The sequence below is a fragment of the Pseudomonas sp. W22_MBD1_FP4 genome, assembly GCF_052113765.1.
GTDB lineage: Bacteria > Pseudomonadota > Gammaproteobacteria > Pseudomonadales > Pseudomonadaceae > Aquipseudomonas > Aquipseudomonas sivasensis.
On record NZ_JBGQOI010000015.1, the window covers coordinates 1 to 20871 of the forward strand.

Sequence of the window (20871 nt, forward strand, 5' to 3'; positions counted from 1 at the left end):
CTCCCACAGTTTGAATGTATTCACACATTCAAACTGTGGGAGGGGGCTTGCCCCCGATGGCGGCCTTAAGCGCGCCGCATACCAATATGTGGAATGTCATCCTCCAGGTATTCCTCACCCGCCACCACAAACCCATACCGCCCGTAATAGCCCTGCAAATGCGCCTGGGCTGACAGGAATATCGGCGTCTCAGGCCAGGTCTCCTCAATCTGCTTGAGAGTTTCCTCCATCATCTCGTGCCCCAGCCCGGTACCCCGTGCCGCCGGTGCGACGATCACCCGACCGATAACCACATCGCCACCTTGGGATTCCGGATCCAGCAGGCGCAGGTAGGCCATCAGTTCATCGTCTTTCCAAGCCATCAGGTGGTGGGTATCACCCGTCAGATCCTGCCCGTCGATGTCCTGATAAACGCACTTCTGCTCGACAACGAAAACCTCGCAGCGCAAGCGTAGGATGGCGTATAGCTGCTCCTTGCCCAGGTCGGTGTGATGTTTGCAGACCCAATCGACTGTCATGGTGTGTTCTCTCGTAAATGTCTGTTCTGGATAGTAGGCGCGACGGGCTTCGGTGTCTAAATCAACTATTTTTGTGAATGAAATCAATTTGCCACTATTGAGTGCAGGCGGCGGCCGTTTCTTTGTGTAATCTGAGCTAATGTTAGAACCTCAGGCGCAGCCTGAGCTAAGGCCACCGCCTGTCCGCCAAGGATTTTGAGCATGCCGCGATTCTCTCGTGCCGTTGCTTTGATTGGAGTGTTGCTGCTGGCAACGCCTGCATGTGCACAGCGCCTGCGCCTGGTCGCGGATGCCTGGCCGCCCTTTACCGATGCCACGCTGATCAACGGGGGCTTGGCCACTGATATTGTCAGCACGGCCTTGGCGCGCGCGGGCTATGCCAGCGATTTCGAGCAGGTGCCCTGGGCTCGCGCGCTGATGGGCGTGGGTGACGGGCGCTATGACGTGCTGGTCAACGCCTGGTACGACGACGCGCGTACGCACTTGGGGCAATTCTCCGGCGAATACCTGCTCAACCGCGTGCGTTTTATCAAGCGCCGTGACGACCCCATCGAGTTTCAGAACCTGCAGCAACTGCACGACTATCCCATCGCGGTGGTACGTGGTTATGCGTATTCAGCGGCGTTCGATGGGGATGCGCAGTTGCAGAAAGTGCCTGTGCATAACTTCGCCATGGCCGTGCGCATGCTGGCGGCGCAGCGGGTGCGGCTGACGGTGGAGGATGAATATGTGGCGCGCTTTTACCTGGCACGGGAGTCGGCCCGGGTGCGCAATACGGTGGAGTTCCTGCCACAGCCGCTGAGTGAAAACAGCCTGCATATTCTGGTGAGCCTGAAGAACCCTGAGCACGCGCAGATCGTGGCGAGCTTTGACCGCGAGATTGCCAAGATGAAGGTCGATGGCAGTTATGCGCGGTTGATGAAGGCCCATGGCATGTAGTGCCTGTGCGGGCCTCATCGGGAGCAAGTCGAATCGTCGCACCGCCCCTCCCACATTTGGACCGTGTGAATCCGATCAAGTGTGGGAGGGGCTTGCCCCCGATAGCGGCCTAAGCCGCGCTGGTATCTTTGATCAGGTGCGCCGCCAAGGTGCGCAAAGGCCCCAACTGCCGGCAAATCAAGGCCAACTGTGTCTGCACCAATCGCTGCCCTTCATCAATCTCATCCGGCATCTGCTCCAAGTCCGCCGCCAGGGCTTCCTCGGCGTCGCTTTGGATCGCAATGGGTTGCTTGTTGGCCAAACCTGTCGCGATTTCATCGATGCTCGCAGCGAGGGTTTTACCCGCGCCGTCGATCAGATGCTCGCGCACCTCAGCCGGCAATGGCGTATCGCGGTGGGCTCCGAGGCCTGACAAGTAGCTGAGCAAGGTGTGGGACAACACCAGGAAACGGAAGCCCACATCCGCCTCCTTACGAAAATGCCCCGGCTCCATCAACATGTTCGCCAGCGTGGTGGACAGCGCCGCATCGGCGTTGTGCGCGTTGCGGCGGGCCAGGCGATAGGCCAGGTCGTCGCTTTTGCCGGCGGCGTATTGCTGCATGATCTGGCGCAGGTAGATGCTGTTGCAGGTCAGGGTGTTGGCCAGCACTTTATTCAGGCGACGGCCTTGCCAGTCCGGCAGGAACAGGAACACGGCCAGGCCGGCGATCAAACTGCCGAGCAAAGTATCGAACAGCCGTGGCAAAAACAGCCCGTAGCCATCCCCCACCTGGTTAAAGCAGAACAGCACCATCAGGGTGATTGCTGCTGTGGCCAGGGTGTAGCGGGTGGTGCGGTTGATAAAGAACACCAGGCCGGCAGCGATGGCGAACATCGATTGCACCAAGGGGCTTGGGAACAGGTCGAACAGCGCCCAGGCCACGGTGAGGCCGATAGCGGTGCCGATGATCCGCTGGCCGAGCTTGCGCCGCGTCGCACCGTAGTTGGGCTGGCACACAAACAGGGTGGTGAGGATGATCCAATAACCTTGGGAGGCGTGGATGGCATGCAAGGTGCCGTAGCCGATGGTCAGCGCCAGTGACAGGCGCAACGCGTGTCGGAACAGCAGCGACGTCGGCGTGAGTTGGGTGCGCAGGCGCGTCCACATTTCTTTGAGGTTGCGCGGCGCGCGGTCCAACAGGTTGCTGTCGGTGGCGTCGGCCAGGGCGTCGGGGTTGCTCGCGTCGCCGAGCAGGCGGTCAAGGGTGGACAGGTTGGCCGCCAGGGCGCGCAACGAACGCAGCAGGCCGCGCCAGGCCGGGTTGCTCTGGATGCGCAAGTGTTCCAGGGAGGCGTTCAGGTCGCTCAGGGCTTCGGCGAAGCTGTCGTCATAGATGAACGGTTGGCGCAGTTGGATCGACTCGGCCAGGGCCTGGCAGGCCTTGCCTTGTTGGCGCAGCAAGCGCTGACAGCGGAACAGCACATCGCTGTGGAAGAACGCATCGGCCAGGGCGTTGTAAGGGTAGTGGGATGAGCTGGCGCGTTCGTGGATGTCCTGGGCCAGGAAATACAGCTTGAGGTAGCGACTGACCTTCGACCCCGGTCGGCCATTGCCCACGCGGTGCAGGATGATTTCTTTCGCGGCATTCAGCGCGGCCACCACCCGGCCATTTTGCTGGGCAAGTTCCAGGCGGCGCGCCTCTACATCCAGCTGGCGGATCGGTTCAAACAGCGACGACTTGAGCTTGAGGTAGCGCCCCAACTCGCGGAATAGCCGCGCCAGGCTCTGCTGCACCGGCTGGTTGGAAAACAGCGCCTGCCACAGCACCGACAACGCGCCGTACCAGGCCGCGCCGGCCACCAGCAGCAACGGCTCATGCCAGAAATCACTGACGGCGCCGCCGCGCTGGTCCACGCCGATCATGGTGTAGACCGACAGAATCAAGGTGGCCGACGCAATCGCGCCATAGCGTTCGCCCAGCGCCCCGAGCATCGTCAGGCCGAACGTCGCCAGGGCCAGGGAGATGGCGAAAATCCAGGGGTAAGGGAACAGCAATTCCACCGACAGCGCGGCGATGCTGAAGCACACCAGCGTTACTGCCAGGGCATTGAGGCGGCCCTGCCAACTGTCGTCGGTCTCAGCCAGGGCGCTGGCGATAATCCCCAGGAACAGCGGGATCAGCAGCGTCATTTCATCCTGATACCAGCACAGCGCCATGCTGCCGGTGAGGGCGATGAATACCCGAATGCTGTAACTGAATTTATCCAGCGCCCACAGGCGCCGCATAGACTGCTTGAACGAGGTCGATGACATGAAGTCGTGAGTCTTCCGGGACGATGCCGTTAAATTGAGCCATCAGTGACGCCACGGCAAGGGTGGTGATCACATCTGACAACAAATTATTCGCAGGCACACCTCAAATCAAAATGTGGGAGGGGACTTGCCCCCGATTGCAGCGTGTCAGCCAGAATATCGGTGACTGATACTCCGCTATCGAGGGCAAGCCCCCTCCCACATTTTTTACTGCGTCGTGTCAAACAAACTGCGCGGCCGCGTAACCGGAGGCCCACGCCCACTGGAAGTTAAATCCGCCCAGGTGACCGGTCACGTCCAGTACTTCGCCAATAAAGTACAAGCCAGGGCTTTTCAGCGATTCCATGGTTTTGGACGACACTTCCCGCGTGTCCACCCCACCCAACGTCACCTCGGCGGTGCGATAGCCCTCGGTGCCCGCTGGCACCAGCTGCCAGCTCCCCAGCTTCTGCGCGATGTCGGCGATTTCGGCGTGGGTGTACTGCTTCATCGGCTTGGACGCAAACCAGGTGTCCGCCAGCAGGTTGGCCATCTTCTTGGTGAAGATCTCACCCAGCAGGGTTTTCAGCTCGCTGTTGGGGCGCTCGACCTGTTGCTGTTGCAGCCAGGTGTGGGCGTCGTGGTCGGGCAGCAGGTTGATTTCCACGGTGTCGCCGGATTCCCAATAGGAGGAAATCTGCAAGATCGCCGGACCGCTCAGGCCACGGTGGGTAAACAGAATGTTCTCGCGAAAGCTCTGGTCGTTGCAGCTGACCAGACAGTCCACGGAGGTGCCGGACAACTCGCCGCACAAGTCCTTGAGCTGATCAGTGATGGTGAACGGCACCAGCCCGGCGCGGGTTGGCAGCAGTTCGTGACCGAATTGCTTGGCCACTTGATAACCAAAACCGGTGGCGCCCAGGGTCGGAATCGACAAGCCGCCGGTGGCGACCACCAAGGATTCGCAGCGCAACTCACCCAGCGTGGTTTGCAACTGGTAGCCGCCGTCGACCTTGGCAATCTCCTGGATCGACGTGTCCAAGTGCATGCTGACGCCGGTCTGGATGCATTCATCGAGCAGCATGCCGAGGATGTCGCTGGACTTGTTATCGCAGAACAACTGGCCCAGCTTCTTCTCGTGATACGGCACGCCGTGCTTGGCCACCAGCCCGATAAAGTCCCACTGGGTGTAGCGGGCCAGGGCGGATTTGCAGAAGTGCGCGTTGTGCGAGAGGAAGTTGGCCGGCTCGGTGTACATATTGGTGAAATTGCAGCGGCCACCGCCGGACATCAGGATCTTCTTGCCGGCCTTGTTCGCATGGTCGATCAGCATCACCTTGCGCCCGCGCCCGGCGGCGGTCAGTGCGCACATCAAGCCTGCGGCGCCGGCGCCAATGATCACAACTTCGGTCGAGCGCAAAACGGTGTCCTCATACAAATTCTGATTTGGAATGCAATTAATGTAGGAGGGGGCTTGCCCCCGATAGCGGCGGTTCAGTCACATCTATATTGACTGACACTCCGCTATCGGGGGCAAGCCCCCTCCCACATTGGATCTCCATTGGTGCGGAGATCGTGTTACAGGATCCGAACGCGCAACGAACGGCCTTTGATCTTGCCGTCATTCAAACGCTGCAACGCTTGCTTGGCGATTCCGCGCTCAACAGCCACAAAGGCCTGGAAGTCAAAGATCGCGATCTTGCCGACCTGGGCGCCCGGGATGCCGGCTTCGCCGGTCAGTGCGCCGAGGATGTCGCCCGGACGTACTTTGTCTTTACGGCCTGCGGCGATGCACAGGGTGCTCATCACCGGCAGCAACGGACCGCCGCTTTGCGGCTTGAGGTTGTCCAGTTGGTCCCAGTTCAGCGGCGACTTCTGCAGTTGCTCGATGGCTTGGGCGCGGTGCGCTTCGGACGGCGCCACCAGGCTGATTGCGATGCCGGTCTCGCCCGCACGACCGGTACGGCCGACGCGGTGGATATGGATTTCCGAATCGCGGGCCAGTTCGACGTTGATCACCATGTCCAGCGCGTCAATGTCCAGGCCACGGGCGGCGACGTCGGTGGCGACCAGCACCGAGGTGCTGCGGTTGGCGAACATCGCCAGCACCTGGTCACGGTCGCGCTGTTCCAGGTCGCCATGCAGGCCAACGGCGGAAATGCCCTTGGACGTCAGGTGATCGACGGTTTCCTGTACTTGCTGCTTGGTGAAGCAGAACGCCACGCAGGAAGCCGGGCGGAAATGCGCCAGCACCTTGGTCACGGCGTCCATGCGTTCTTCCGGGGAGATCTCGTAGAAACGCTGCTCGATCTGGTCGTCGGAGTGGAACGCTTCGGCTTTCACTTGCTGCGGCGCGCGCATGAACTTCGAGGCCAGCTGCTTGATGCTCACCGGGTAGGTGGCCGAGAACAGCAGGGTTTGGCGGCGTGGTGGGGTCTTGCTGATGATGTCTTCGATCGCGTCGTAGAAGCCCATGTCGAGCATGCGGTCGGCTTCGTCGAGGATCAGGGTGTTCAAGCCGTCCAGCACCAGCGAACCTTTGCGCAGGTGTTGCTGGATGCGGCCCGGGGTGCCGACGATCACGTGGGCGCCGTGCTCAAGGGAGGCGATCTGCGGGCCGAGGGACACGCCGCCGCACAGGGTCAGGACCTTGATGTTGTCTTCGGCGCGGGCCAGGCGACGGATTTCCTTGGCGACCTGGTCGGCCAGTTCACGCGTCGGGCACATCACCAGCGCCTGGCAGCCGAAGTAGCGCGGGTTGATCGGGTTCAACAGGCCGATACCGAATGCAGCGGTCTTGCCGCTGCCGGTCTTGGCCTGGGCAATCAGGTCCAGCCCTTTGAGGATCACCGGCAAGCTTTGCGCCTGGATCTGCGTCATCTCGACATAACCCAGCGAGTCGAGGTTAGCCAGCATGGCGGCGGACAGGGGCAAAGTATTAAAAGCGGTGGCGATGGTAGTCACGGGACTGGCTCTGCAAAACAAAATGTCGCGCAGTGTACCAGCCCTGTGGGAATTTCCCCGCAAGTTCTAGACGAGACGCCGCTTAATGCTCGATATGTTGGTCCGGGTTGACCACCCGTTTGCCGTCTGTTGGCGACAGTTGCAGGAAGATCGCCGCCGCCAGCATCGCCATGATGCCCACGGTGAGGAAGGTCAACTGGAAGGCGCCCAACACACTTTCCACGCCATCATTGCCCGATTCGGCAGTGAAGCCGCCGAGCAGCGCACCGGCGCAGGCCACGCCCAGGCTCAGAGACAGTTGCGCCACCACCGAAAGCAAACTGTTGCCGCTGCTGGCCTGAGCGTCGTCGAGGTCGATCAGGGTCACTGTGTTCATGGCGGTGAATTGCAGGGAGTTGATCGCCCCCAGCACCGCGAGCATGCCCAGCAGCAAAGGGTAGGGCGTCTGTTCCGTAACCAGACCCATGCTGGCGAGCATCATCCCCAGCGCCAGGGTATTGCCGGTGAGCACGATGCGATAACCCAGGCGCTCGATCAACGGACGCGCCACGGACTTGGCAAACATAGCCGCCGCCGCCAGTGGCAGCATGCTCATACCGGCTTGCGATGGCGAATAACCCAGCGCTACCTGCAACAACAGCGGCACCAGGAACGGTAGCGCGCCGCTGCCCAAGCGGGCGAACAGGTTGCCCAGAATGCCCACCGCAAACGTGCGCGTCTTGAACAGCACCGGCGAGAACAGCGCATTGTCGATATGCCCGGCCCGCAGCCAATACGCCGCCAGGCACGCCAGCCCGCCGAACAGCAGCAACATCACCCGCAGGTGCGGAAGGTGCAGTTCGCCCAGGCCTTCCATCGCGATGGTGATCAACACCATCGCCGCGCCGAACAGCAAAAAGCCGAGGCCATCAAAGCGTGTGCGCTCGCTGCCGCGCAGGTCGGGGATGAATTTCCACACGGCGTAGCAGCCGATCATGCCCACCGGCAGGTTGATCAGGAAGATCCAGTGCCACGTCAGGTATTGCACCATCCAGCCGCCCATGGTCGGGCCGAGCAATGGGCCGAGCAGGCCAGGAATGGTGATGAAGCCCATGATCCGCACCAGCTCGGAGCGCGGGTAAGCACGGAGAACGACCAGCCTTCCGACCGGCAGCATCAGCGCGCCGCCCAAGCCTTGGATCACCCGCGCACCCACCAGCATGGTCAGGCTGCTGGACAAGGCGCACAGCAAGGAGCCGATGCTGAACAGCATGATCGCGCCAAAGAAGATTTTCTTAGTGCCGAAGCGGTCGGCAATCCAGCCGGACGCCGGGATCAGCAGGGCGACGGTGAGCATGTAGGCGATCACCACACCTTGCATACGCAGCGGGTTCTCGGCGAGGTCCCGCGCCATTGCCGGCAGCGCCGTATTCAGAATCGTCCCGTCCAGCGACTGCATGAAGAAGGCAATCGCCACCACCCAGGGGAGCCAGCGGGCGGTCTTGTCATCGAGCGGGACGCGATTCGGCATGGGAACCCTTTTGTTAGCAGGCTATGTGTTGGCGATTATGCGCCATTCGTCGCGCTTTTTCCCACTGGCGGTTCGTCTAAGTCCGACAACACCGTGTGCTCGCCCACCAAAAAATTCAGCAGCGCGCGGTGCACCGATAACGCGGCCTCGCGGGACTCCAGATCAAGCAAATGACCGGTGTGCTCGGCCACTGCAAAGCTGCTGCGGGCCACGTAATGCTTGAACAGCTGAGCTTCGGCGGCCGGGGTGTATTCGTCCAGGGCGCCGTTGAGGAAATGCACCGGCGTTTCAATCTGCCGCAGTGCTGGCAGGTAGTTGCCGTCACCCAGACCGAGTACCTGATGGATATGGAAGCGCGCCTGGCGGTACTCGGTGGTGGCCATGGTCGACAGGTGACGGTGGTTATTTCGTTTGAGCCGGGGCGAGAGGTATTTGCCGACCGTCTCGTTGAGCAAGTGGCCGACAGCGGATTTGTCATCGGCCTCGATCAGCACACGCACGCGCTCCACGTAGTCGAGCATGGGTTGGTTGAGGTTGGGCGCCAGGGCCATCACCACAGAGCTTTCGATGGACGGCGGGTTGTGCGCGAGGGTCAGCAGCGTGGAGATGCCACCCCAGGAGGCCGATACCAGGTGGTTGACCTCGAAGCGTTCTACCAGGGCGCGCAGCATCTGCACTTCGTCGTCTTTGGTCACTAGGTCCAGGTCGGTGTTGTGCTCGCGGGAATAGCCGGAGAATGGCAAATCGAAGAGCAGCACATTGAAATGCTCGGCCAGGCATTTGCTGGTGCGGGCGAAGGAGCGGGTGGTGGAGAGCGCGCCATTGACCATCAGTACCGTTTTCTTTTGCGGGTCGTGACCCAGTTGCTCCATGTGAACGTTGTAGTGTTTGAACAGCTTTTGTATGACGAAACTTCCATGGTTCATCGCAGTACTTCCAGTGTGTGGCGGTATGCCACTAGCTGTTATAGCGAGGTTTTTTGCAGGCGACAACAGGCCGCCCGTGCAAACGGACAGGAAGAGAATTTACGGTAGGAAGGGCCGAAACCGGGATGTCTGAAATCAGCACAAAACACTGTGGGAGGGGCTCCTCCCACAGGCATTTGATGTTTAGAGAGTCAGGGTCAGGCGTTTTACCAAGGCCCCCGGCAACAGGTTGGATGCAGTGTTGCGCTGTCCGTAGGTGCTGGCCGACAGCAGCAACTCGCGCTCAGCGGTTAGGGCTTCCAACTGCGAGCCGAGCAGGCTGTAGACGCTGTCATCAAACCGCATGGTGCTGACCGGCGCCTTGATCTCGCCGTCTTCCACCCAGAACGTGGCGAAGCGCGTCATGCCGGTGAGGCGGGCGGCGGGCAGGTCTGAATAGTTCAGGTACCACAGGTTGCTGATGTACAGCCCGGTGCCGAGTTGTTTGAGGATGTCAGCTTCGGACAGGCTGCCCGCTGCCATCTGCAAGGCACTGGGGGATTCGTCGCTGCTGGCGCCGTTGGTGCTGAGACCATATTCGGCGGCACTGCGCGAGTTAACCAGTTGGCCTTCGGCCTTGCCCGCGTTGATCAGCGTGACATCGCCGCGCGGGTAGCCCTCGCTGGAAAACGCCTGGCTCAGGGAGCCGCTGACGTGTTCGTTCACTGTTACCAGCGGGTTGAGGTGTTGCTCGCCCGCGTACAGCTTTTGCAGTGAGCTGCCTTTGCTGGCGATGGCCTGTGCTGAGAAACCACCCCAAGTGATGATGCTGATGATTTCTTCCAGCGCCGCCGGGGCGAGGTAGGCGCGATACTGCCCGGGCGCCAGGGTGTGCAACGGTCGACCGAGGAACTCAAGCTGGTTGCGGGCCTGTTGCAAGCGGCGGGCGAACTCGGCGCTGTCCCAGGTGTGCCCGGCATAGTTGGCCTTTACCGCTTCGCCGTTGGCATGGAACAGGCTGAAGTCGAAGTTGAAGCTATTGGCCTGGTGCCAGCCGAATGCCCCATCGGAACTGGCAAAGCCACGGCTGATCGGCCCGGCGGCGTAGATGCCAACCAAGTCCACGCCGTCAGTGGACTGGCTGATGTCCTCCAGCACGAGGGCCAGATCGGGCAGCGGCTGGGCCTGTTCGTTGTGGCTGTGCCAGGCATCGTGGTTGAGCAACAGATACGGGTCATGGGGCAGCAACGGCAATGTTTCGCGCAGTTGTTGCAGGCCATCGGCGAGGCGCTGGCGGTCCAGCTCAGGCGTGCCGGCCAGGGTGATAGCGAGGTCGGCGTGGCGGCCATCGTTGATCAGTTTCAGGTTGAGGCTGGCCTGTTGCACTTGTCCGGCCTGGCGCACCTTGGCGTGGTTGAACCGCACGAACTCGGACGCCTCGGCCGCATAGCTCAGGTGAAATTGTTCCTTTTCGGTGATGGCCTGCTTGAGCCACTCCACCAATGCCTTGAAGGTATTCATCAGGCATCTCCCCCAAATACGTCAATGTTGCTGAACACACACGCGGGTGAGGCGTGGCCGACACGGATCACCTGGTTGGGTTCGCCCTTGCCGCAGTTCGGCGTGCCCAGCACCTTGGTGGTGCTGGCGTCACCCACGGCGCTGAGCTTGCGCCAGAACTGCGCGGAAATAGCTCGGTAGTTGGGGTTCTTCACCACGCCCTTGAGCTCTCCGTTTTCAATCAACTGGCCCCATTCGCAGCCGAACTGGAATTTGTTGCGCGCATCGTCGATGGACCATGAACGGTTCGTCGACATCAGGATGCCGTTTTCGATGCCGCCAATCAGTTGCGCCAGGCTCTTGTCGCCGGCTTCGATATTCAGGTTGGCCATGCGGTCGATCGGCGCGCGGTTCCAACTGCTGGCGCGGCTGTTGGCTACGCCGCTCATGCCGGATCGAAATTGCGACAGCGCCCCACCCAGCGGCTTGATCAACAGGCCTTCGCGTATCAGGAATTGCTTGCTGGCGGCGGTGCCGTCGTCGTCATGGCTGTAGCTGGCGAGCTGTTCGGGAATGTTCGGGTCGAACGTCACATTGAGCAGCTTGGAGCCGTATTGCAGGTGGCCAAAGTCGCTGGCCTTCACAAAACTGGTGCCGGCGTAGTTGCGCTCGTCGCCGAGAATACGGTCCAGTTCCAGCGGGTGGCCGATGGACTCGTGGATCTGCAGGATCATCTGGTCAGGCATCAGCAGCAGGTCGCGCGGGCCTTGGGGCGTGTTCGGCGCCAGGAGCAGTTGCAGGGCTTCGTCGGCAATGCGCGGGGCCGCGCCGACCAGGCCGAAACGGTTGATCACCTCAAAGCCGCCTTGCTGGCCAAAGTTGCTGCCGCCGAGGGTGCGGGTCTGGCTGTCGTTGCCGTCAAAGGCTGTAACGTTGACGCCAGGGAACACAAAACGCTGGGCCTGGCGCAGCTCGGCGCCGGCAGTATTGAGGTAGATCTGCTCGACGTGGGTCAGACCCAGGCTGACGTCCCAACTGACCAGGCGCTCGTCCTTGGGCACGGCGGCCGATTCGTCGCCAAGCAGGTGATAGCAGTCACTTAGGGACGGGAAGGCTTGGTCGAGGTCAGGCGACAGATAGTCGGCGATGTCGCTGGAGACGTGTTGGTCGCGCACATCCAGCAGGGCGTGAGGCTTGATTTGCCGGGCTTGCTGTTCTGCGCGCTCAAGGGCGGCTTGCAGGCCGGCAAGGGAAATGTCGTTGGTCGCGGCGTAGGCTTCGACACCGTTGAGACGCACGGTGAGCATGGCGCCTTCGTCGTTGCTCAAGTGTGGCGGTTCGGCGACGTTCTTGCGCACCGACAGGTACTGGCCGGATTCGCGAACGTAGCGTAGGGAGAAGAAATCGGCGGTAGTGCGCAGGGCACTGAAATGCCGTTTGAGTGTGGCGTGGTGTTCGAACATGGGGCCTTCCTTGTGGGCAGCTCAGCGCGGGCAAGCAAACAGAGTAGGCCTGGGCTGGGGGCTGATCAAGGAAAGTGTAGAGGTAAGGTTTGCAGTGCCTGATAGGGCCCTATCGGGGGCAAGCCCTCTCCCACATTTGATTTGTGAATACATTCAAATGTGGGAGGGGGCTTGCCCCCGATGAAGGCACCGCAGTGAATCAGTTACTGCGCAGTCGGCCCCACTTCACGCAACGGCTTGCCACGCACCGGCGCATCGCCTGCCACGTAGTAATCCGCCGTGCTGCGCGGCAGCGGCTGGCGACCACGGATCTTGTCGGCGATTTTCTCGGCGATCATGATCGTCGGCGCGTTCAGGTTACCGGTGGTGATGATCGGCATGATCGAGGCATCGACCACACGCAGACCTTGCATGCCATGCACGCGACCTTCGCCATCCACCACGGCCATCTCGTCGGTGCCCATCTTGCACGAGCAGGACGGGTGGAACGCAGTTTCGGCGTGCTCGCGGATGAACTTGTCCAACTGCTCATCGGTTTGCACGTCGATGCCCGGGCTGATTTCGCGGCCACGGTATTGATCGAGGGCCGGCTGCTGCATGATTTCACGGGTCAGGCGAATGCCGTCGCGGAATTCCTGCCAGTCCTGCTCGGTGGCCATGTAGTTGAAGAGGATGCTCGGGTAGTCCCGTGGGTTCTTCGACTTCAGTTGTACGCGGCCACGGCTCGGCGAGCGCATGGAGCCCATGTGTGCCTGGAAACCGTGCTCTTTCACACCGTTGCTGCCGTTGTAGTTAATCGCTACCGGCAGGAAGTGGTACTGGATGTTCGGCCATTCGAATTCTTCACGGGTACGGATAAAACCGCCCGCTTCGAACTGGTTGCTGGCGCCGATGCCGGTGCCGTTGAACAGCCATTCGGCACCGATGGCCGGCTGGTTGTACCAGAGCAGCGACGGGTACAGCGACACCGGCTGAGTGCACGCATATTGCAGGTACAGCTCAAGGTGGTCCTGCAGGTTTTCGCCGACGCCAGGCAGGTCATGGACCACCGGGATGTCGAGGCTTTCCAGCAATTTGGCCGGGCCCACGCCGGAGCGTTGCAGCAGTTGCGGCGAAGCGATTGCGCCGCTGCACACCAGCACTTCTTTACGCGCACGGGCTTCAACGCGCTCTTCGGCGGCACCGATCAGGTAACGCACGCCAACGGCACGCTTGCCTTCGAACAAGACTTTGTCGGTGAGGGCGTGGGTGACGATGGTCAGGGTCGAACGCTTCTTGGCCGTGTCCAGGTAACCGCGCGCGGTACTGGCGCGACGGCCGTTAGGCGTGACGGTACGGTCCATCGGACCGAAGCCTTCCTGCTGGTAGCCGTTCAAGTCTTCGGTACGCGGGTAACCGGCCTGCACGCCCGCTTCAACCATGGCGTGGAACAGCGGGTTATTGCCGGCTTTAGGCGTGGTCACGCTGACCGGGCCATCGCCGCCATGCCAGTCGTTCGGGCCGATGTCGCGGGTTTCAGCCTTGCGGAAATACGGCAGGCAATCGAGGTAGCTCCAGTCTTCCAGACCTGGCAGCTTCGACCAGTTGTCGTAGTCCATGGCGTTGCCGCGGATGTAGCACATGCCGTTGATCAGCGAAGAGCCACCCAGGCCCTTGCCGCGACCGCATTCCATCCGACGGCCGTCCATGTGTGGCTCTGGATCGGTCTCGTAGGCCCAGTTGTAGCGGCGGCCTTGCAGCGGGAACGCCAGGGCGGCGGGCATTTGGGTACGGAAGTCGAGGCGGTAGTCGGGGCCACCGGCTTCCAGCAGCAGGACGGTGACGCCTTCGTCTTCGGTCAGACGGGTCGCCAGGGTATTACCGGCGGAGCCGGCACCCACAATGATGTAGTCGTATTCTTGGGACATAAATGCACCCTCTTTGATGTGTGGTCAGGTCGGACCTCATCGGGGGCAAGCCCCCTCCCACATGTGATCGGGTTCACACCGTCAAAGGTGGGAGGGGGCTCGCCCCCGATGGCGGCCTCAAAGGCAACGCAAGGCTCGGGTCTCAGAACACCGAGGCGTAGTCGCCCAGCTCAACCTGTACCGATTTGATGCGGGTGAAGTTATTCAGCGAGCTGATGCCGTTCTCACGGCCAACACCCGATTGCTTGTAGCCGCCGACCGGCATTTTTGCGTCGGACTCGCCCCAAGCGTTGATCCAGCAGATACCCGCTTCCAGTTGATGAATCACGCGGTGAGCGCGGTTCAGGTCTTTGGTGACCAGGCCGGCAGCCAGACCGAAGTCGGTGTCGTTGGCGCGGCGGATCACTTCTTCTTCGGTTTCGTAGGTGAGGATGCTCATCACCGGGCCGAAGATTTCTTCACGCACGATCACCATGTCGTCGGTGCAGTCGGTGAAGACAGTCGGTGCCACGAATGCGCCTTTGGCGAAGTCGCCGTCGGTCAGGCGGTCGCCGCCGCACAGCAGGCGTGCGCCTTGCTCTTTGCCTTTGGCGATGTAGCCCAGCACGCTTTCCATGTGGGCGAAGCTGACCAGCGGACCGAAGTTAGTGTTGTCGTCTTGCGGGTCGCCAACGCGGATGCGCGCAACACGCTCAACGATCTTGGCTTCGAACGCCGCTTGCAGGTGCTTAGGCACGAACACGCGAGTGCCGTTGGTGCAGACCTGACCGGAGCTGTAGAAGTTGGCCATCATCGCGATGTCGGCCGCACGATCCAGGTCTGCGTCTTCGAACACGATCAGCGGCGACTTGCCGCCCAGTTCCATGGTCACTTCTTTGAGCGAAGAGCTCGACGCGCTGGCCATGACTTTCTTGCCGGTGTCGGTGCCGCCGGTGAACGAGACTTTCTCGATGCGTGGGTGCTCGGTCAGCCAGGTGCCGACTTCACGGCCGCTGCCGGTCAGTACGTTGAACACGCCGGCTGGAACGCCAGCCTCGGTGTAGATCTCAGCCAGTTTCAAGGTGGTCAGCGAAGTGACTTCGCTTGGCTTGAAGATCATCGCGTTACCGGCAGCCAGGGCCGGTGCGGATTTCCACAGGGCGATCTGGATCGGGTAGTTCCACGCGCCGATACCGGCGACCACACCCAGCGGCTCGCGGCGGGTGTAGACAAACGAGGTGTCGCGCAGTGGGATCTGCTCGCCTTCGATGGCTGGCACCAGGCCTGCGTAGTATTCCAATACGTCAGCGCCGGTGACGATGTCGACGTACTTGGTTTCGGAGAAGGATTTGCCGGTGTCCAGAGTTTCCAGGGCGGCCAGCTCGTCGTTGCGCTCGCGCAGGATATCGACGGCACGACGCAGGATGCGCGAACGCTCCATGGCGGTCATGGCGGCCCAGATTTTCTGGCCTTTTTCGGCGCTGACCACGGCACGTTCAACGTCTTCTTTCGTTGCGCGTTGCACTTGGGCGAGAACTTCACCGTTAGCCGGGTTGATGGCTTCGAAGGTGGCATCGCTGCCAGCGTCGCTGTAGCCGCCGTCAATGTAGAGTTTTTGCAGGTCGAAACGGGCCATAAAGTCCTCGCAAGTGCATAAGTGGTTGGCGTTACCCGCCGCTAAGTGGGCCATAAGGGTGTGGCAACACTGAGCGGCAGACGTTCAGGGGTTGAGCGTTTATAAGGGCTCTAACTCACCTGCTTGGCCAATTGGAAATCCATGTATTCGTAAGCGATCCGTTGCGCTTGCGCCGTGTCGAAAGCGTCTCCCGACAGGGCGCCGCGCAACCACAAACCGTCGATCAACGCCGCCAGGCCTCGGGCTGCTTTGCGTGCATGCGGCAGCGGCAGCGTTCGGCGGAACTGGCAGCACAGGTTGGAATACAGACGTTGATCGTTGATCCGCTGCAACCTGTGCAATGACGGGTGGTGCATGCTGGTGGCCCAGAAGGCCAGCCAGGTTTTCATTGCCGGGCCGTTGACCTGGCTGGCATCGAAGTTGCCCTCGATGATCACCTGAAGGTGTGCCCGTGGGCTGTCGTCCGTGAGCGCAAGCCTGCGTTCGTGGACGTTCTCAATCAGCGCGTTCATCAGGTAGCGCATCGTCGCTGCAATAAGGCCGTTCTTGTCCTTGAAGTAGTGACTGATGATGCCGTTCGAAACGCCGGCCAAACGAGCGATCAGCGCAATGCTGGCATCTCCCATTCCGACCTGATCGATGGCCGTCAACGTGGCTTCGATCAACTGTTGGCGGCGTATGGGTTGCATACCGACCTTGGGCATGTAGCACCTCTCCTTAGGCCTGCCGACGGGCGATGAACGTTCGTCGACTTGAAGGCCAGTCTATTTTGTTTTGATTGAACGTTCAATCAACAAAGAATAAGCTCTGCGACAAATGGTCGCTGCCTACAGGTATTTCCTACGTGAGGGCGGCGACATCTGACACCTGGGAAACCCTTGAAACAGGCCGCATAAGCGCCTGGCACCGCATCGACGGGGCGCAGGAATTTTCGGGGTGTCTTTATAACACCCGTCCGTCGACTGCCGAAAAATCGATGGCCTGGGATAACCGTTGCCTTGTGTTTCTCTCTCGCACTGCCCGGAGCATCTGCGCCATGAGTTCTGCCTCTCTTATAAAGACCCCGCCGGAAAAGGTGCGGGTCAACGGTTGGGTGTTCTACACCTCCACCGCGCTGATTCTGTTGTTGACTGCCATTCTGATCATCGCCCCGCAGGAGGCCGGGCGCATGCTCGGCGTAGCCCAGGCGTGGCTTTCCAAAAGCTTCGGCTGGTACTACATGGTGGTCATCGCCGCCTATCTCGTATTCGTAGTCGGCCTGGCGTTTTCGTCCTACGGCAAGTTGAAACTGGGCAGCAAGGACGACACCCCGGACTTCAGCTACGGCGCCTGGGCCGGCATGTTGTTCTCGTCGGGCATCGGCATCTCGCTGCTGTACTTCGGCGCCTCGGAGCCGTTGGATCACTACTTCAACCCGCCTGAAGGCGCGGCCGCCAGCAATGGCGCCGCTCGCCAGGCGTTGCAACTGACCTTCCTGCATTGGGGCTTGCATGGCTGGGCGATCTACGCCTTGGTCGGCCTGGCCGTGGCGTACTTTGCGTACCGCCATAACCAGCCGCTGGCGTTGCGTTCGGCGTTGTACCCGCTGATGGGCGAGCGTTGGGTCAAAGGCGCGGCGGGCCACGCGGTGGACGGTTTCGGCATGTTCGTGACCCTGCTGGGCCTGGTAACCAACCTGGGGATCGGTTCGTTGCAGGTGTCGTCCGGGTTGGAAAACCTGTTCGGCATGGAACACAGCAACACCAACCTGCTCATCGTGATCATCGTGATGAGCACCGTCGCCACCATCGCTGCCGTGTCGGGTGTGGAGAATGGCATTCGTCGCCTGTCCAATCTCAACATCGTGCTGTTCAGCGGTTTGCTGATCTTCGTGCTGCTGTTCGGCCCGACCCTGCACTTGCTCAATGGCTTGGTGCAGAACACCGGTGATTACCTCAACGGCATCGTGCTGAAGACGTTTGACCTGTATGTGTATGAAGGCGACGGTGAAAAAACCGAGCGCTGGATGGGCCTGTGGACTCTGTTCTACTGGGCCTGGTGGATTTCCTGGGCGCCATTTGTAGGTATGTTCATCGCGCGTATTTCCCGTGGTCGCACGGTGCGTGAACTGGTGGCCGGCGTGCTGCTGATCCCGCTGGGCTTTACCCTGGCGTGGCTGTCGATCTTTGGTAACTCGGCGCTGGACCTGGTGCTGAACCAAGGGGCGGTGGAGTTGGGCAAGACGGCGCTGGAACAACCGTCCATGGCTATCTACCAACTGCTGGAGCACTACCCAGCGTCGAAAATCGTCATTGGTGTGTCGATCTTCGTAGGCTTTGTGCTGTTCCTGACCCCGGCGGATTCCGGCGCGGTGATGATGGCCAACCTTTCCTGCAAAGGCGGCAACGTGGATGAAGATGCGCCGCACTGGCTGCGGATCTTCTGGTCGGTGGTGATCACTCTGGTGACCATCGGCCTGCTGTTTGCCGGCAACTTCGAAGCCATGCAAACCATGGTGGTGTTGGCGGGGCTGCCGTTCTCGGTGGTGCTGATTTTCTTCATGTTCGGTCTGCACAAGGCTATGCGCCAGGACGCGGCGATCGAACAGGAGCAGGCGCAACTGGCTGAACGCGGGCGTCGTGGTTTCAGCGAGCGTTTGACGGCACTCGACCTGCAACCGAGCCAGGGCACTGTGCAGCGCTTCATGGACAAGCACGTCACGCCAGCGCTTGAAGAGGCGGCGGTCGCGTTGCGTGAGCAAGGGTTGGAAGTGCAGACGCTGTTGGGCAAGTCCAAGCGTTGCATCGGTGTGCGGATCGAGATGGAAGAGGGCAACCCGTTCGTTTATGAAGTGAGCCTGGATGCTTACTCGTCGGCGCCGAGCGACCTGCCTGAAGAAGAACGCACCCGCTATTACCGTGCCGAGGTGTACCTGCACAACGGGCCTCAGGAATACGACCTGATGGGCTTCGCCCAGGAACAGATCACCCGGGACGTGCTCGATCAGTTTGAAAGCCATCGGCAGCTCCTTGGCCGTGTCTATAGCTGATGCTTTGAAAGCCCGGTGGTGTTGTCACTGACACCACTGGGGCAAAAAATGTGGGAGGGGGCTTGCCCCCGATTGCAGTGTGTCAGTCAGTTCATCTGTTACTGATCCACCGCTATCGGGGGCAAGCCCCCTCCCACATGTTTGACCCAGTTTCTCCAATGGCGTTTGCGGTGTTTGCTAGCCCAGGTTTTTGCCCAGCAGGGCGTGGTAGAGCTCACTGTCGCCCAGGATCCCCACCACCTGGTTGTTGTCATGCAACACCAGCTTGTTCCCTGTCTGGTAACGAATCTGCAGCGCATCACGCATGCCGATATTCGAATCCACCAGCGTCGGTACCCGGCCCAGGCCTTCTACTGCTTGCCCCGGTGCCCAGTTCTGCAGGTTCATCACCACGCCATTCTGACGGGCGCCCTGGATAGTGTTGCCCTCGGCCAGGTCCAGCCACGAGTCGCCGCCCGGATCGAGGCACACCGAGCCGTTCACTCGCGTGCAGTTGTCCAGCGTGCGCATCAGGCTGCGGCCGCACAGCACGTTCAGCGGGTTGGTGTGGGCGACGAAGGTACGCACATAGTCGTCCGCGGGGTTGAGTACGATCTCTTCCGGCACGCTGTACTGAATGATCTTGCCGTCTTTCATGATCGCGATGCGGCTGCCCAACTTGAGCGCCTCGTCGAGGTCGTGACTCACGAACACGATGGTCTTGCTCAGCTTGCGTTGCAGTTCCAGCAACTCGTCCTGCAAGCCCTGGCGGATCAGCGGGTCGAGGGCGGAGAAGGGTTCGTCCATCAGCAGAATATCGGCGTCCATCGCCAACGCACGGGCCAGGCCAACACGCTGCTGCATACCGCCGGAGAGTTCGTCCGGCTTCTTGTTGCGCCACTGGGTCAGGCCCACCAGCTCAAGTTTCTCGTCCACCAGCTTGCGCCGTTCTTTCTCCGGACGGCCCTGCATTTCCAGGCCGAAACTGATGTTTTCACGCACTGTCAGCCAAGGCATCAGGGCAAACTTCTGGAACACCATGGCGATGCGCTTGGTGCGCATCATTTTCAGCTCGGCAGGGGTGCAGGAAGCGATGTCGATCTGGCGACCTTCATGCTCCACAAACAGCTGGCCACGGCTCACGGTGTTAAGGCCGTTGATGCAACGCAGCAAGCTCGATTTGCCGGAGCCCGACAGGCCCATCAGCACACAGATTTCACCTTTCTCGATATCCAGGCTGGCTTTTTCAACGCCGACAATCTGCCCGGTCTTTTTCAGAATCTCGTTGCGATGCATGCCCTGGTCGAGCAGCTTGAGTGCTTCGCGTGGGTCTTTGGAGAAGATCACGTCGACATTGTCGAATCGGATAATGCTCATGCATCACCCCCTACTTTGGCGTCGGGTTGTTTGCAGATGCGGTCGAGCATGATGGCCAGCAACACGATTGCCAGGCCCGCTTCAAAGCCCAGGGCGATGTCGGCGGTGTTCAGCGCGTTGACCACTGGCTTGCCGAGGCCATCGGCGCCTACCAGCGCGGCGATCACCACCATCGACAGCGACAGCATGATGCATTGGGTAATGCCGGCGGCAATGCTCGGCATGGCGTGGGGCAGTTCAATGCGCGAGAGCAACTGACGGCGCGAGCAGCCAAAGGCCTTGCCGGCGTCCATCAACTCTTGCGGTACATCGCGGATACCCAGGTAGGTCAGGCGGATCGGCGCGGCAATGGCGAAGACCACCGTGGAGATCAACCCAGGCACCACACCCAGCCCGAAGAGGGTCAGGGTAGGGATGAGGTAGACGAAGGTCGGTACGGTCTGCATCAGATCGAGCACCGGCCGCATCATGGTGTAGAACATCGGTTTGTGCGCGGCAACAATGCCCAGCGGCACACCGATGACCACGCAGACCAGGGTGGCAAACAGCACCTGCGCCAGGGTCTCCATGGTTTCCTGCCAGTACCCCAGGTTGAGGATCAGCAGGAAGGAGGCGATGACAAAAACCGTCAGTCCCCATTTACGTTGAATAAAGTGAGCCAGCAGCGCAATCAGACCGATCAATGCCAGCGGATTGAACCAGGTCAGCGCAAACGTCACGCCGTGGATCATCGTTTCCAGTGTCGATGCGATTGCGTCGAAGTAGTTGGCACCGTGTTGGGTCAACCAATCGACGAAGGCAGCGATGTACTGGCCTAGTGGGATTTTCTGTTCAGTCAGCATGGTAGTGAATGTCCACATGCGAAGAGGGAATACATCCCGGGGCAGCGTACCG

15 protein-coding genes are annotated in these 20871 nt (G+C 60.7%); 2 read left to right on the forward strand and 13 right to left on the reverse strand.

All coding sequences use genetic code 11. The features are described from left to right. Window positions 1-65: 65 nt before the first annotated feature. A complete protein-coding gene (locus tag ACEN2T_RS19210) occupies window positions 66-518 on the reverse strand; it encodes a GNAT family N-acetyltransferase (RefSeq protein ID WP_095185098.1) in 453 nt (150 codons plus the stop codon). A 201-nt stretch (window positions 519-719) separates the two neighbouring features. On the opposite strand from ACEN2T_RS19210, the gene ACEN2T_RS19215 reads away from it, so the two are divergent. Then, complete coding sequence (locus ACEN2T_RS19215; protein WP_032884040.1) at window positions 720-1457, forward strand: substrate-binding periplasmic protein; 738 nt, start codon at window positions 720-722, stop codon at window positions 1455-1457. A 109-nt stretch (window positions 1458-1566) separates the two neighbouring features. Here ACEN2T_RS19215 and yccS read toward each other — a convergent pair whose 3' ends face one another. The 10 genes from yccS to betI all read right to left on the reverse strand — a co-directional run bounded on the left by yccS (window position 1567) and on the right by betI (window position 16297). Beyond that, window positions 1567-3750: a YccS family putative transporter gene (gene yccS / locus ACEN2T_RS19220; RefSeq protein WP_032884039.1), complete on the reverse strand. Its 2184-nt coding sequence runs from the start codon at window positions 3748-3750 to the stop codon at window positions 1567-1569. Window positions 3751-3970: 220 nt separating this feature from the next. Continuing rightward, a complete protein-coding gene (locus tag ACEN2T_RS19225; protein ID WP_442117316.1) occupies window positions 3971-5149 on the reverse strand; it encodes an NAD(P)/FAD-dependent oxidoreductase in 1179 nt (392 codons plus the stop codon). A 158-nt stretch (window positions 5150-5307) separates the two neighbouring features. After that, window positions 5308-6645, reverse strand: a complete 1338-nt coding sequence (gene dbpA, locus ACEN2T_RS19230; protein ID WP_233897098.1) for an ATP-dependent RNA helicase DbpA — start codon at window positions 6643-6645, stop codon at window positions 5308-5310. Between the two features lie 130 nt (window positions 6646-6775). Then, window positions 6776-8203, reverse strand: a complete 1428-nt coding sequence (mdtD, locus tag ACEN2T_RS19235; protein ID WP_032884036.1) for a multidrug transporter subunit MdtD — start codon at window positions 8201-8203, stop codon at window positions 6776-6778. A 35-nt stretch (window positions 8204-8238) separates the two neighbouring features. Further along, complete coding sequence (locus ACEN2T_RS19240) at window positions 8239-9129, reverse strand: alpha/beta fold hydrolase (protein ID WP_442117317.1); 891 nt, start codon at window positions 9127-9129, stop codon at window positions 8239-8241. A 183-nt stretch (window positions 9130-9312) separates the two neighbouring features. Next, entirely contained in the window at window positions 9313-10629 is a 1317-nt protein-coding gene (locus ACEN2T_RS19245) for a TldD/PmbA family protein (RefSeq protein WP_442117318.1), read from the reverse strand. Continuing rightward, window positions 10629-12071: a TldD/PmbA family protein gene (locus ACEN2T_RS19250; protein ID WP_099601671.1), complete on the reverse strand. Its 1443-nt coding sequence runs from the start codon at window positions 12069-12071 to the stop codon at window positions 10629-10631. Before ACEN2T_RS19250 ends, ACEN2T_RS19245 begins: the two co-directional genes overlap by 1 nt. 203 nt (window positions 12072-12274) lie before the next feature. Beyond that, window positions 12275-13978, reverse strand: a complete 1704-nt coding sequence (gene betA, locus ACEN2T_RS19255) for a choline dehydrogenase (protein WP_032884032.1) — start codon at window positions 13976-13978, stop codon at window positions 12275-12277. Between the two features lie 142 nt (window positions 13979-14120). Continuing rightward, on the reverse strand, window positions 14121-15593 hold the full coding sequence (gene betB / locus ACEN2T_RS19260; RefSeq protein WP_032884031.1) for a betaine-aldehyde dehydrogenase: 1473 nt from the start codon (window positions 15591-15593) through the stop codon (window positions 14121-14123). Between the two features lie 110 nt (window positions 15594-15703). After that, window positions 15704-16297, reverse strand: a complete 594-nt coding sequence (gene betI, locus ACEN2T_RS19265) for a transcriptional regulator BetI (protein ID WP_032884029.1) — start codon at window positions 16295-16297, stop codon at window positions 15704-15706. 389 nt (window positions 16298-16686) lie between these two features. Between betI and ACEN2T_RS19270 the strand changes: the two genes are divergently transcribed. Continuing rightward, on the forward strand, window positions 16687-18621 hold the full coding sequence (locus ACEN2T_RS19270) for a BCCT family transporter (RefSeq protein WP_233897097.1): 1935 nt from the start codon (window positions 16687-16689) through the stop codon (window positions 18619-18621). A gap of 177 nt (window positions 18622-18798) precedes the next feature. Here ACEN2T_RS19270 and choV read toward each other — a convergent pair whose 3' ends face one another. Both choV and choW read right to left on the reverse strand, forming a co-directional pair. After that, the gene (gene choV, locus ACEN2T_RS19275; protein WP_032884027.1) at window positions 18799-19977 is read right to left on the reverse strand and encodes a choline ABC transporter ATP-binding protein; all 1179 of its coding nucleotides are present in this window, start codon (window positions 19975-19977) and stop codon (window positions 18799-18801) included. Next, window positions 19974-20819, reverse strand: a complete 846-nt coding sequence (gene choW, locus ACEN2T_RS19280; protein WP_003194913.1) for a choline ABC transporter permease subunit — start codon at window positions 20817-20819, stop codon at window positions 19974-19976. Before choW ends, choV begins: the two co-directional genes overlap by 4 nt. Window positions 20820-20871 lie beyond the last annotated feature (52 nt).

Coding starts and splice junctions, on each gene's coding strand:
- ACEN2T_RS19210 (WP_095185098.1), bottom strand. CDS start 518: ATGACAGTCGATTGGGTCTGCAAACATCACACCGACCTGGGCAAGGAG.
- mdtD (WP_032884036.1), bottom strand. CDS start 8,203: ATGCCGAATCGCGTCCCGCTCGATGACAAGACCGCCCGCTGGCTCCCC.
- betB (WP_032884031.1), bottom strand. CDS start 15,593: ATGGCCCGTTTCGACCTGCAAAAACTCTACATTGACGGCGGCTACAGC.
- choW (WP_003194913.1), bottom strand. CDS start 20,819: ATGCTGACTGAACAGAAAATCCCACTAGGCCAGTACATCGCTGCCTTC.
- dbpA (WP_233897098.1), bottom strand. CDS start 6,645: ATGCTGGCTAACCTCGACTCGCTGGGTTATGTCGAGATGACGCAGATC.
- betI (WP_032884029.1), bottom strand. CDS start 16,297: ATGCCCAAGGTCGGTATGCAACCCATACGCCGCCAACAGTTGATCGAA.
- yccS (WP_032884039.1), bottom strand. CDS start 3,750: ATGTCATCGACCTCGTTCAAGCAGTCTATGCGGCGCCTGTGGGCGCTG.
- ACEN2T_RS19245 (WP_442117318.1), bottom strand. CDS start 10,629: ATGAATACCTTCAAGGCATTGGTGGAGTGGCTCAAGCAGGCCATCACC.
- ACEN2T_RS19215 (WP_032884040.1), top strand. CDS start 720: ATGCCGCGATTCTCTCGTGCCGTTGCTTTGATTGGAGTGTTGCTGCTG.
- ACEN2T_RS19240 (WP_442117317.1), bottom strand. CDS start 9,129: ATGAACCATGGAAGTTTCGTCATACAAAAGCTGTTCAAACACTACAAC.
- ACEN2T_RS19250 (WP_099601671.1), bottom strand. CDS start 12,071: ATGTTCGAACACCACGCCACACTCAAACGGCATTTCAGTGCCCTGCGC.
- betA (WP_032884032.1), bottom strand. CDS start 13,978: ATGTCCCAAGAATACGACTACATCATTGTGGGTGCCGGCTCCGCCGGT.
- choV (WP_032884027.1), bottom strand. CDS start 19,977: ATGAGCATTATCCGATTCGACAATGTCGACGTGATCTTCTCCAAAGAC.